We start from the raw sequence: 13,187 nt of genomic DNA on the forward strand, positions 1-13,187 counted from the left end.
CCTCGTTTTTTCTCTTGCAATAAGTATAACATAAAAAGTCACAGCTAGAGAAATCTAGCTTTTTTTGATATACTAGATAGAGATATTAGACAAGAGGAAGCGAATGACCCCGAATAAAGAAGACTATCTAAAATGTATTTATGAAATTGGCATAGATTTGCATAAGATTACCAACAAGGAAATTGCGGCTCGTATGCAAGTCTCTCCCCCTGCCGTAACTGAAATGATTAAACGGATGAAGAGTGAAAACCTCATCCTCAAGGACAAGGAATGTGGCTATCTACTGACTGACCTCGGCCTCAAACTGGTCTCTGAGCTCTACCGTAAACATCGCTTGATTGAAGTTTTTCTAGTTCATCATTTAGACTATACGAGTGACCAGATTCATGAAGAAGCTGAGGTCTTGGAACATACTGTCTCTGAGCTATTCGTTGAGAGACTAGAAAAATTACTTGGATTCCCCAAGACCTGCCCTCACGGAGGAACTATTCCTGCCAAGGGAGAACTCTTAGTTGAAATCAATAACCTACCACTAGCTGATATCAAAGAGAGTGGATCCTACCGTCTAACTCGGGTGCACGATAGTTTTGACATTCTCAATTATCTGGACAAGCACTCACTTCACATCGGTGATCCGCTCCAAGTCAAGCAGTTTGATGGCTTCAGCAACACCTTTACTATCCTTAGTAAAGACGAGGATTTACAAGTGAATATGGACATTGCAACACAACTCTATGTCGAGAAAATCAACTAATTTCTCAAGTCCCCTACCAACCCTGAAAGTTTTATTTTCAGGGTTTTATTTCTATCATTTGATTTTGCTTTCATTTAGTTGTAGAATGTTTGTAAAAAACAAGAAAGATAGTTTAACATATGAAGAAATCACTAAAAATTTTTGCTACATCTAAATGGTTTGACCTCTTTGGAGTTGCTCTGGTCGTTGGGATTGCGATTGCATCTGGTTACCTCAACTCCCGTCTCGACAAATTCGTAGACTGGGGCCCATGGACAGCTCTTGTTCCCTTTGGATTGATTTCCGTAACCAACGTTGGGATTTCCATGTTATCCACTCGTTTCACGGGGAAATTAAGCAAATGGGGAAATTACTTTGGTATTGTTAATACCATTTTGTCCGGTGCTATTGATTATATCCTTGGAAATAAGGCGGCTATTATCACCTATCCCGTCACCTTCCTCATTTATACCTTTGCTATTAAGAAATGGGAAGCTTCGCAAGAAGGCAGACCCAACCAAATGAGCCAAAAACAGCTAAAATTGGCGGCCATCATCATTTCCATCATCGCCTTCCTCTTTGCCTTTGTGACCAACTATATCGGCTATGGAGGAAAGATGAATCTCCTTGCCTACGTAACAACTATTGCCTTTGCACTGTCCCTCATTGCCAATGCTTTTAACGCATTGAAACTAACAACTCAGTGGGGCTTTTGGTTGATTTACAATTTCGTTCAGCTGACAAAAGCTGGTATTCAAGGAAATTTTGCCAATATCGGAAAATACATCTTTTATATCCTCAATGCAATCGGAGCTTTATTTGTCTGGAATGATGAAGAAGTAAGATAATAGAAGAAAACTTAAATAAAAAAACAAGTCGACTTAAGAGAATCTCCCTTCTGCTATTTTTATCATTTTACTTGTAACTCCCATTCTTTTGGAGTAGAATGAAGTTAGATAAAAGAGGGAGGTCATCTTATGAAAAATCTCTTTAGAATCCATTTTACAGCAATTGCAGTTATCGATTTGCTACTATTCGCATTTTTTAACAAAAGACCCGAGACATCTTTGGAGTGGCTCTTGCTATCTGGTTTTATTTTCCTCCTTACTCAAGGACTCCTGTTATTTCGCTTGGTTGTCCGACTCAAACATCAATTCGCTGAGATTTATCCTCAAATCAATAAAAAGATTCGCTTCTACTATTTAGGGGTGCTCATCAGCGACTTTCTATTTTTTGTCCTTTTAGCCTTCGTTAGTTCTCATCGTTTTTCATCTCTTATGCCAATCATCACTGCTTGCCATTCTACTTTTTATTATATGACAACTGACCACCTAAGAGAAAACTATCCAGACTTTTACGACAAACACATCACTTTATGGGAGTGTCTCTAAGGAAAAGGAGGTTTTGGCATGAAAAAAATCATCTTCATCAAAACCATTCAACTCCTTGTCATTGATGGAATCATGCTGGCATTTTTGGCATTTAAAAAGGGGCTTACTTGGGATTGGATGTTGATTTATAGCGGTTGGCTCATTTTCTTTCATCCTGTGCTATTGACCTATCTTTCCAACCAACTTTGTGACCACTTTAGTCACCTCTATTCCCAGATTAGACCGAGATTCTGGCGTTTTACCTTACAAATCCTTCTATGGGATAGCCTGATCATTCTCTCCTTGCTGTTTTTAAGTGGTATGCCACTTTTCCTTCAGGGAACTCTCCTCATCCTAGGACACCTCATCCCTTCCTATCGCATAAGCCAAAGCCTGAAAAGAGACTTCCCAAAAGCCTATCAGGAACTGATTTCATTTTGGAGTATTTTATGATAGATAAGAAAAACCAAGCCGGCTGGGCTTGGTCTTTCTTATCTATTTTTAGTATCAAGGATAATGGTGACTGGTCCGTCATTGACCAGCTCAACCTGCATATCCGCTCCAAAAATACCTGTCTGAACGGGCACTTCTTGCGCTAGTTTTTGATTGAATGCATCATAGAAGTCTGATGCCATATCAGGTTTGGCTGCCCCTGTAAAGGCTGGACGATTGCCTTTCTTAGTATCCGCAAAGAGGGTAAACTGAGAAATAGAGAGGATTTCTCCTTCAATATCTTTGACAGACAGGTTCATCTTGCCTTCTACGTCTGAAAAAATACGCATGTTGACCAGTTTTCTCACAGCATAATCCAAATCTTCCTCTTGGTCCCCTGGTCCAACACCAATCAGCAATAAGAGTCCCTGATTGATTTTTCCCTGAACCTGACCTTCGATACTGACTTGGGCTTTTTTAACCCGTTGGATAATGATTTTCATAATAGCCTTTCTAGTAGAAGCTCGGACAATTAGCCATTGGTCCGTTTGACAGAGTAAACTTCTGGCACACTCTTAATCTTGTCCACGACCGTAGTCAGTGTAGAGAGGTTGGCAATACCGAAGGATACATGGATATTAGCAAACTTCATATCCTTGGTTGGTTGAGCGTTGACTGTTGAGATATTCTTGGTTGTGTTTGATAGAACCTGCAGCACATCGTTCAACAGTCCTGTACGATTGAGACCATAGATATCGATATGGGCCATATACTCCTTATTTGAGTTTGAATACTGGTCTTCCCACTCCACATCAAGGAGACGTTGCTCGTAGTTTTCTTGGGCACGCAGGTTCATACAGTCCACACGGTGAATAGCCACACCACGCCCCTTGGTGATATAGCCAACAATATCGTCACCAGGAACAGGATTACAACACTTGGCAATCCGCACTAGGAGACCTGAGGCACCTTCAATGACCACTCCACCCTCATGCTTAACCTTGAGGGTTTCTTTGTTCTCAACCTTAACCTCGCCACCCTTGACAAGTTCTTCTGCCTCAGCCTTGGCCTTGGCACGTTCTTCTTCACGACGTTCCTTTTCAGTCAGACGATTAAAGACAGTAATCGCACCGATTTCTCCAAAACCAATAGCCGCAAAGAGGGATTCTTCTGTCTTGTAGCTAGTCTTTTGCAGAACTTGATCCATATGACGCTTGTCCATGAATTTATTGGCCACATAGCCATTTTCTTGGAACTGTGCCATCAGCATCTCACGACCCTTGTTGATAGACAATTCCTTATCTTGGTTTTTAAAGAACTGACGGATCTTGTTGCGAGCCTTGCTGGTCTTGACCATATTGAGCCAATCACGGCTTGGCCCAAAGGAGTTCGGGTTGGTAACAATTTCAACCTGATCCCCTGTCTTGAGCTTGGTTGTCAGCGGAACCATACGACCATTGACCTTGGCACCTGTCGCTTTTTCACCGACTTTTGTATGGATTTCGTAGGCAAAGTCAATCGGTCCTGAATCTTTGGGAAGGGAACGGACGGCACCATCTGGGGTAAAGACATAAATCTCCTCAGCCAGATAGTTTTCCTTCACAGAGTCCACAAATTCCTTGGCATCATCAGCCTGGTCTTGGAGCTCCATCATCTCCTTGATCCAGTTCATCCCAATAGCTGATTCCTTGCTGTTGACCTGCCCCTTAATGCCTTTCTTATAAGCCCAGTGAGCCGCAACCCCGTACTCAGCCACCTCGTGCATTTCTTTGGTCCGAATCTGGAATTCAATCGGCCCTTTTGGTCCATAAACAGTCGTATGGATAGACTGATAACCATTGGCCTTGCGGTTAGCGATATAGTCTTTGAAACGACCTGGCATTGGTTTCCAAAGTTCATGCACATAACCAAGCATGGCATAAACATCACTTTGGGTATCTAAAATACAACGAATAGCAATCAGGTCATAGATTTCCTCAAACCGTTTTCTCTTATCCTGCATTTTGCGGAAAATCGAGTAAATATGCTTGGGACGACCGTAAATCTTCCCTTTCAAGTGACGATCCGTCGTATAGTCTTCTAGTTTCGTAACTACCTCATCCACCAAGGCTTCACGCTCTCTGCGCTTTTCCTTCATCATATGGGTAATCTTATAAAACTCCGTTGGATTGAGATAACGGAAAGATAGGTCTTCCAGTTCCCATTTGACGCTAGAAATCCCCAAACGATGGGCAAGAGGAGCATATATTTCCATGGTTTCTTTGGAAATACGCTCCTGCTTGTCTTTTCGAAGATGTTTCAGAGTTCGCATATTATGCAAGCGGTCTGACAATTTTACCAAGATAACACGGATGTCCTCAGACATGGCCATGAGCATCTTGCGATGATTTTCAGCCAACTGCTCCTCGATCGATTTGTACTCTACCTTACCGAGCTTGGTAACCCCATCTACGATTACCCGCACATCAGGACCAAACTCTCTTTCCAAATCATCCAGAGTCGCTTCTGTATCTTCTACCACGTCATGCAAGAAACCACAAGCTACCGTTACAGCATCCAGCTTGAGTTTGGCTAAAATACCTGCCACTTGGATAGGGTGAATGATATAAGGTTCACCTGATTTACGATATTGACCACTATGGCATTCAACGGCGTAAACCAAGGCCTTATGGACAAAAGCCACATCCTCTTCCGATAAATATTTCTGTGTTAAAGCGACAACTTCATCGCCTGTTAAATTCACTTCTTTTGGCATCTCTACTCTCCAATTCTTCCTACCATTTTATCACTTTTTTAAGAATATGAAAACTAGAAAAAGAGGATTCTAAAGCTTATTCAAGTTGTTGGGAAGGAGGATAAAAAAAGATTCACACTAAAATAATAAAATTATCTGATTTCATCTATCTTTTTTGAAATATAGGCTACGCTAAAAGTTAGTGAAATGAAAATCTTTTCTTCTTAAATAAGAAAAGGTTTGATATTTTGGTAATTTTCTGATTTTTTTAGTGTATAATGGTAATATGAACAGTTTTTTTTACGATAATTACTGAATTTTCATTTTTCTAGAAAGGCAAACAACATGAAATCACACAAAAGACTGACACTTTTAGCCTTGGCTGTTCTTGGCTTATCGAGCCAAGTCGTTTTAGCTGATGATACGAGTCATTCCACTACTGCCCCTATGACTAGTTCAACTAGTAGCTCAATAAATACTTCCACTAATCATTCTACTAACAGTTCTACAAATACTTCTGCTAGTAGTTCTCAAGCTAGTACAGAAAACTCGTCAAGTATAGCTAGTTCAAGTGAGCAAGAAAGCAAACCTTCTCTTTCTACGGAAACCAAACCTAATCAACCTATACAAACTGGCTGGGTAAAAGAGGGGAACAAGTGGACTTTTTATAGTCAAACTGGGGTCAAATTTACCGATACTCTCTACGATGGTTATCTCTTTGATAGTCATGGCTACTTGCTTGAAAACACTTGGTACCAAATGGGAAATAATTGGTACTATATCAATGGTTCAGGTAAATATTTATCCAACCAATGGAGCCAAATCAATGGCAAGTGGTATGCTTTTGATGGCTACGGTAGAATGTTGGCCAATGTCTGGAAAGGCGATTACTACCTCAAATCCAGCGGTGCTATGGCAGATAAGGAATGGGTCTACGACCAAAGCTACTCTAGTTGGTTTTACCTAAAATCTGGCGGACGCTATGCCCAAAAACAATGGATTGGTTCCTACTATCTTAAATCTGGTGGCTACATGGCCCATAAGGAATGGATTTATGACCCGGACTATCAAGCTTGGTACTATCTTAAGGACGATGGTGTGTATGTTACAGGAACCTATGCTGTGGATGGTAAAAACCAGCTCTTCCAAGGGAATGGAAAATGGGTTCGTGAATTAGCACAAGGTTTTCAAAAAGGACATTACTCTAAAACTATTTTTCTAGATCCAGGACACGGTGGCAAGGACCGCGGGGCTTATTACTATGGCATAGCTGAAAAAGAATTGAACCTACAAGTTTATCGTAAGCTACGTAAACGACTAGAAGGACTCGGCTATACCGTTCTCACCTCTCGAGACAGTGACATAGATGTTGATTTTATTACCGAGCGTTCTCGTATGGTCAACAAGACCAATGCAGACTTTTTCATCAGCCTTCATTTCAATGCAAAAGGGAATGATACAACCGTTAATCTGGGTATCCAGACCTATTCTTACAAGGATGAACCTGGTTTCCCTAGCAAGATTAACAAGGATTGGCACAACAATCCTGAACGGATGAGTGAAAGTAATCGTCTCGCAGCTGATATCCATTCTTCACTGCTAGCTGAAACTGGAGCTAGGGATGCTGGGCTCTTGCAAGCAACCTTTGCTGTTCTCCGTGAAACAGCTAAACCAGCTGTTTTGCTGGAGATGGGATATATGGATAATCCAGAAGAAAACCAAAAAATCCGCAGCAGTGACTACCAAGATAAACTAGTTGAAGGGATTATCAAGGGAATCCAAAAATATTATGCTGGTAATTAAAACAGCTTAAGCCTCTAACTAACTCGAGGCTTATTTTTCTTATCCAAACCGTATTCTGCTTTCTAGACCTATTTCCTTTTCCAGCTTATTCTCCCTAACTGTGCTATACTTATCTTAGTACATTCTTTGAGATTGGAGCTAATATGAAAATCCATAAAACCGTGAATCCTGTTGCCTATGAAAATACCTATTACCTAGAGGGTGAAAAACACCTCATCGTCGTCGATCCTGGTAGCCATTGGGAAGCTATTCGTCAGACAATAGAGAACATCAACAAACCTATCTGCGCTATTCTCTTGACCCACGCCCATTATGACCATATCATGAGTCTGGACCTAGTTCGCGAGACTTTTGGCAATCCTCCTGTCTATATTGCAGAAAGTGAGGCCAGCTGGCTTTATACTCCTGTCGATAATCTCTCTGGGCTACCTCGCCACGATGATATGGCAGATGTGGTCGCAAAACCTGCTGAACACACTTTTATCTTTCACGAAGAATACCAACTAGAGGAATTTCGTTTCACTGTCTTACCAACACCAGGACATTCTATCGGTGGTGTTTCTATCGTCTTTCCTGATGCTCACCTAGTCTTGACAGGTGATGCTCTTTTCCGTGAAACAATCGGACGGACCGACCTTCCAACTGGTAGTATGGAACAACTCCTCCATAGTATCCAGACTCAACTCTTCACCCTCCCTAACTACGATGTCTATCCAGGGCATGGACCAGCTACTACTATTGCTCACGAAAAAACCTTCAATCCTTTTTTCTAATAAGATGATGACAATCGAAATTTAAGTAAACTATCCAGCAAATCTTTCTATTACAAAAGGCATCCAATCAAGGTTTTCACACCTGATTGGATGCCTTTTTTCTGATGACTAGATTTTTTGCCTTACCAAATAATCACGCGCTCTTCTGGTGAACGCCACATACCGTCTCCTTCTTTGACATCATAGGTTGTAAAGAAATCATCGAAGTTTGGTACTTGTACATTGACACGAAGTTTGGCTGGTGCGTGCACATCAACGCTAGCCAAAAGTTTCATAAATTCTGGACGACCTTTCATGCGCCAGATACGACCGAAGTTGTAGAAGAATTCTTCTGCTGAGAAGTCTAGTTCTCTCTTAGCTGCTTCAAGCGCTGCAGCGATTCCTCCCAAGTCAGCCACGTTTTCTGACACAGTCAATTTACCGTTGATGGTTGCACCATAAGAATCTTGTCCATCAAACTGGTCAATAACTTTTTGTGTTTTCTCCTTGAAGGCAGCATAGTCGCTCTCTGTCCACCAATCTTTGAGGCTACCATTTTCATCAAAGGAAGCTCCATTGGTATCAAAGGCGTGGGAAATTTCATGGGCAATAACTGCCCCAATACCACCGTAGTTAGCAGAAGATGACTGATGCAAGTCATAGAAAGGAGCCTGTAAAATAGCTGCTGGGAAGACAATCAGGTTCTTCTGCGGATTGTAGTAGGCATTGACCATATGAGCAGGCATGCCCCATTCCTTGTAGTCTACAGGTTGGTTCCACTTGCTCCAACTGTGCTTGATTTCCACATGCGCAAAGGCTAGAGCATTGTCAAAAAGACTAGCATTTTCATCCACTACCTTGTCCTTATAGCGTTCTGGCAATTCTTCTGGGTAACCGATGTAAGGCTTGATAACATTGAGTTTGACGATGGCCTTGTCACGAGTTTCAGGAGTCAGCCAGTCATTTTTAGCCAAGCGTTCCTTATAGACATCAATCATAGTTGCCACTTTTTTCTCCACGTCTGCCTTGGCCTCTGGAGAGAATTTTTCATGGGCATACCATAGCCCCAAGGCTTGTTTGAAAGGACCTTGTGCTAGCTGGTAGGCTGCCTTGACTTTGTCTTTGGCTTCTGGAACTCCTGAAAGCGCACGGCTATAGGCACCTGATAAGACACGGATTTCTTCTGTTAAATAGCTTGTTGAGAGATTAACCACACTCAAAATCAAGGTTGCCTTGAGGAGAGGCCAAGCTTCTTCACTATAGAATTGGTCTGCTGCTTGCCAGAAACGTTCCTCGTCTACAATAACCTTGTCTGGCACTTGTCCAAGAACGGCTTGGAAGAAGTCATCCAAAGGTAGGGTAGGCGCAAATTTTTTGAAATCTTCATAAGCATATGGATGGTAGAGTTTAGCATATTCTGAACTTTCTTCATTAGAAAGCACTACTGACGCAACTCGACGGTCCAATTCTAGTCTTTTCTCTAACAAGTCTTCAATTTCTTCATCAGAGAAATCATAAGCCTTGAGAAGATTTGCGCTACTTTCTTTCCAAAGAGTCAAGAGCTCTTCGCGCTGAGGATGGTCTTCTGCATAGTAGGTCGTGTCTGGCAGAATCGTGCTTGGAGCGCTAGCCCATAAAACGTTGATTCTGGCATCCATAAAGTCTGGCGATACACCAAAAGGAAGAAAATTAGGTTTGCCAGCAAGTTCAAACTCTGCTAGTTTGGCAGTGAAATCCGTAAAAGTCTCCAATTCTTGGAATTCTTTAAGAAGAGGCAAAACAGGTGTGATACCGTCAGCTTCTCTCTTGTCAAAATCACGAACTAGGCAGTGGTATTTGACAAAGTTTGCCAAGATAGCATCCTCAGGCACCTCTTCTCCTGCCAACCACTTGTCTGTTGTCGCCAGCATCAGGTCTTCAATTTCCTGGTCTAAATCAACAAAACCTCCAGTTTGAGACTTATCGGCTGGGATTTCAGCTGTCTTCTGCCATTCCCCATTAATTGCATCATAAAAATCGTCTTGATAACGTGTCATCTTGTTCTCGCTTTCATTTGTACTTGCTTTTAGCTTAACAAAAATTACCTGGGAATGCAATTAAAAATGAACTGATACTTTCTATTGTTTTTCAGTTATTATTTTAATTTTTTCAAAAATTAACTTGACTTAATTTTTTTTTTAATGTATATTAAGAGACAGGAGGAATACAACTGTATGATACGTATCGAAAACCTCAGTGTCTCCTACAAAGAGACGTTGGCACTTAAGGATATTTCACTAGCGCTCCATGGACCAACAATTACCGGTATCATTGGTCCAAACGGTGCTGGGAAATCAACATTATTAAAAGGTATGCTGGGAATTATCCCACATCAAGGTCAGGCATTTCTCGATGACAAGGAAGTTAAAAAATCCTTACATCGAATCGCTTATGTCGAACAAAAAATAAATATCGACTACAACTTTCCCATCAAGGTCAAGGAATGTGTCTCACTAGGACTCTTTCCCTCTATCCCTCTCTTTCGAAGTTTAAATGCTAAACATTGGAAGAAAGTGCAAGAGGCCCTTGAAATTGTCGGTCTAGCTGACTACGCTGAACGTCAAATCAGTCAACTGTCTGGAGGTCAATTCCAGCGGGTCTTGATTGCCAGATGTCTGGTGCAGGAAGCCGACTATATCCTCTTGGATGAACCCTTTGTTGGGATTGACTCCGTTAGTGAGGAAATCATCATGAATACGCTGAGAGATCTAAAAAAAGCTGGGAAGACGGTTCTCATCGTCCACCACGACCTCAGCAAGGTTCCCCACTACTTCGATCAAGTCTTGCTTGTCAATCGAGAAGTGATTGCCTTTGGTCCAACCAAAGAAACCTTTACCGAAGCCAATCTCAAAGAAGCTTACGGTAATCGACTCTTTTTCAGTGGAGGTGACCTATGATCGCAGAATTTATCGATGGATTGCAAAAATTCCATTTCTTACAAAATGCCTTGATAACAGCTATTGTCATTGGGGTCGTAGCTGGAGCTGTGGGATGTTTCATCATCCTACGCGGGATGTCACTCATGGGAGATGCCATTTCACATGCTGTCTTGCCAGGTGTAGCCCTCTCCTTTATCTTGGGCCTTGACTTCTTTATCGGAGCCATTGTCTTCGGACTACTAGCTGCTATCATCATTACCTACATCAAGGGAAACTCGATTATCAAAAGCGATACCGCCATCGGCATTACCTTTTCTTCTTTCTTAGCCCTCGGTATCATCTTGATTAGTGTCGCTAAAAGTTCAACTGACCTTTTCCATATTCTTTTTGGTAATATCCTGGCCGTCCAAGATACGGATATGTTTATTACTATGGGTGTGGGGGCAGCCATTCTCTTGTTAATCTGGATTTTCTTCAAGCAACTCTTGATAACATCCTTTGATGAACTCTTGGCTAAAGCCATGGGAATGCCTGTCAATTTCTATCACTACCTTCTCATGGTACTCCTAACTCTCGTGTCTGTGACAGCCATGCAAAGTGTCGGAACTATCCTGATTGTAGCCATGCTGATTACCCCAGCGGCAACTGCTTATCTGTATGCTAATAGCCTGAAAAGCATGATTTTCCTTTCCTCAACATTTGGAGCGACAGCTTCAGTTTTGGGGCTCTTTATCGGCTATAGCTTTAACGTTGCGGCAGGTTCTAGTATCGTGCTTACAGCCGCTAGTTTCTTTCTCATTAGCTTCTTTATCGCTCCAAAACAACGATATTTGAAACTGAAAAATAAACATTTGTTAAAATAAGGGGCAAAACCCCAATAAATTGGAGGATCTAATGAAAAAATTAGGTACATTACTCGTTCTCTTTCTTTCCGTCATTGCTCTTGTAGCATGTGCTAGTGGAAAAAAAGATGCAGCTTCTGGTCAAAAACTAAAAGTTGTTGCTACAAACTCAATCATCGCTGATATTACTAAAAATATTGCTGGTGACAAGATTGATCTTCACAGTATCGTTCCTGTTGGTCAAGACCCACACGAATACGAACCACTTCCTGAAGACGTTAAGAAAACTTCTCAAGCTGATTTGATTTTCTATAACGGGATCAACCTTGAAACAGGTGGCAATGCTTGGTTTACAAAATTGGTAGAAAATGCTAAGAAAACTGAAAACAAAGACTACTTTGCAGTCAGCGAAGGCGTTGATGTTATCTACCTTGAAGGTCAAAACGAAAAAGGCAAAGAAGACCCACACGCTTGGCTTAACCTTGAAAATGGTATGATCTTTGCTAAAAATATCGCAAAACAATTGAGCGCTAAAGACCCTAGCAACAAGGAATTCTACGAAAAAAATCTCAAAGAATATACTGATAAGCTAGACAAACTTGACAAGGAAGCTAAGGAGAAATTTAACAACATCCCTGCTGAGAAGAAATTGATCGTAACCAGCGAAGGATGCTTCAAATACTTCTCTAAAGCCTACGGTGTCCCAAGTGCCTATATCTGGGAAATCAACACTGAAGAAGAAGGAACTCCTGAACAAATCAAAACCTTGGTTGAAAAACTTCGCCAAACAAAAGTTCCTTCACTCTTTGTAGAATCAAGTGTGGATGACCGTCCAATGAAGACTGTTTCACAAGACACAAACATCCCAATCTACGCACAAATCTTTACTGACTCTATCGCAGAACAAGGTAAAGAAGGCGATAGCTACTACAACATGATGAAATACAACCTTGACAAGATTGCTGAAGGATTGGCAAAATAAGCCTCTGAAAAACGTCATTCTCTCATGAGCTGGCGTTTTTTTCTATGCCCACATTTCCGGTCAAATCATTGGAAAATTCTAACCGTTTCAGCTAAAATGGAAGAAAAAAGATTGGAGTATCTTATGGTAACTTTTCTCGGAAATCCTGTGAGCTTTACAGGTAAACAACTACAAGTCGGCGACAAGGCACTTGATTTTTCACTCACTACAACAGACCTTTCTAAAAAATCTCTGGCTGATTTTGATGGCAAGAAAAAAGTCTTGAGTGTCGTGCCTTCTATCGATACAGGTATCTGCTCAACTCAAACGCGTCGCTTTAATGAAGAACTGGCTGGACTGGACAACACGGTCGTATTGACTGTTTCTATGGACCTACCATTTGCCCAAAAACGTTGGTGTGGTGCTGAAGGTATTGAAAATGCCATCATGCTCTCAGACTATTTCGACCATTCCTTTGGACGTGATTATGCCCTCTTAATCAATGAGTGGCATCTATTGGCACGCGCAGTCTTTGTCCTCGATACTGACAATACGATTCGCTACGTTGAATACGTGGACAATATCAATTCTGAACCAAACTTCGAAGCCGCAATTGCAGCTGCTAAAGCCCTATAGAAAAAA

At 41.5% G+C, this 13,187-nt stretch carries 13 protein-coding genes; 10 read left to right on the forward strand and 3 right to left on the reverse strand.

Translation table 11 applies throughout. From position 1 onward, the window contains the following. Positions 1-103 precede the first annotated feature (103 nt). The 4 genes from RN80_RS08505 to RN80_RS09825 all read left to right on the forward strand — a co-directional run bounded on the left by RN80_RS08505 (position 104) and on the right by RN80_RS09825 (position 2,556). Positions 104-754: a metal-dependent transcriptional regulator gene (locus RN80_RS08505; protein ID WP_000188519.1), complete on the forward strand. Its 651-nt coding sequence runs from the start codon at positions 104-106 to the stop codon at positions 752-754. 119 nt (positions 755-873) lie between these two features. Beyond that, positions 874-1,581, forward strand: a complete 708-nt coding sequence (locus tag RN80_RS08515) for a nicotinamide mononucleotide transporter (RefSeq protein ID WP_000749110.1) — start codon at positions 874-876, stop codon at positions 1,579-1,581. A gap of 129 nt (positions 1,582-1,710) precedes the next feature. After that, positions 1,711-2,124, forward strand: coding sequence for a hypothetical protein (locus tag RN80_RS08520; RefSeq protein ID WP_020903268.1), 414 nt, complete (start codon positions 1,711-1,713; stop codon positions 2,122-2,124). A gap of 18 nt (positions 2,125-2,142) precedes the next feature. Beyond that, positions 2,143-2,556: a hypothetical protein gene (locus RN80_RS09825; RefSeq protein WP_080998534.1), complete on the forward strand. Its 414-nt coding sequence runs from the start codon at positions 2,143-2,145 to the stop codon at positions 2,554-2,556. 38 nt (positions 2,557-2,594) lie between these two features. Here the strand turns inward: RN80_RS09825 and dtd are convergent, their stop codons facing one another. Then, positions 2,595-3,038: a D-aminoacyl-tRNA deacylase gene (gene dtd, locus RN80_RS08530; protein WP_060628630.1), complete on the reverse strand. Its 444-nt coding sequence runs from the start codon at positions 3,036-3,038 to the stop codon at positions 2,595-2,597. A 29-nt stretch (positions 3,039-3,067) separates the two neighbouring features. Beyond that, on the reverse strand, positions 3,068-5,290 hold the full coding sequence (locus RN80_RS08535) for a RelA/SpoT family protein (protein ID WP_060628631.1): 2,223 nt from the start codon (positions 5,288-5,290) through the stop codon (positions 3,068-3,070). Positions 5,291-5,614: 324 nt separating this feature from the next. Between RN80_RS08535 and RN80_RS08540 the strand changes: the two genes are divergently transcribed. Both RN80_RS08540 and RN80_RS08545 read left to right on the forward strand, forming a co-directional pair. Further along, positions 5,615-7,072, forward strand: coding sequence for an N-acetylmuramoyl-L-alanine amidase (locus RN80_RS08540; protein ID WP_060628632.1), 1,458 nt, complete (start codon positions 5,615-5,617; stop codon positions 7,070-7,072). Positions 7,073-7,215: 143 nt separating this feature from the next. After that, positions 7,216-7,845, forward strand: coding sequence for an MBL fold metallo-hydrolase (locus RN80_RS08545; protein WP_049500962.1), 630 nt, complete (start codon positions 7,216-7,218; stop codon positions 7,843-7,845). A gap of 122 nt (positions 7,846-7,967) precedes the next feature. On the opposite strand, the gene pepO is transcribed toward RN80_RS08545, so the two are convergent. Beyond that, positions 7,968-9,860, reverse strand: coding sequence for an endopeptidase PepO (pepO, locus tag RN80_RS08550; RefSeq protein WP_060628633.1), 1,893 nt, complete (start codon positions 9,858-9,860; stop codon positions 7,968-7,970). 177 nt (positions 9,861-10,037) lie between these two features. Here pepO and RN80_RS08555 point away from each other — a divergent pair, with 177 nt between their 5' ends. The 4 genes from RN80_RS08555 (at position 10,038) to tpx (ending at position 13,181) form a co-directional block, all read left to right on the forward strand. Beyond that, positions 10,038-10,760: a metal ABC transporter ATP-binding protein gene (locus RN80_RS08555; RefSeq protein ID WP_060628634.1), complete on the forward strand. Its 723-nt coding sequence runs from the start codon at positions 10,038-10,040 to the stop codon at positions 10,758-10,760. Beyond that, positions 10,757-11,605 (forward strand): metal ABC transporter permease, encoded by an 849-nt coding sequence (locus RN80_RS08560; RefSeq protein ID WP_000559776.1) that lies wholly within the window; start codon positions 10,757-10,759, stop codon positions 11,603-11,605. Before RN80_RS08555 ends, RN80_RS08560 begins: the two co-directional genes overlap by 4 nt. A gap of 31 nt (positions 11,606-11,636) precedes the next feature. After that, entirely contained in the window at positions 11,637-12,566 is a 930-nt protein-coding gene (psaA, locus tag RN80_RS08565; protein WP_060628635.1) for a metal ABC transporter substrate-binding lipoprotein/adhesin PsaA, read from the forward strand. Between the two features lie 123 nt (positions 12,567-12,689). Continuing rightward, positions 12,690-13,181, forward strand: a complete 492-nt coding sequence (gene tpx / locus RN80_RS08570) for a thiol peroxidase (RefSeq protein WP_000256026.1) — start codon at positions 12,690-12,692, stop codon at positions 13,179-13,181. Positions 13,182-13,187 lie beyond the last annotated feature (6 nt).

Source organism: Streptococcus mitis (assembly GCF_001281025.1).
Lineage (GTDB): Bacteria > Bacillota > Bacilli > Lactobacillales > Streptococcaceae > Streptococcus > Streptococcus mitis_AK.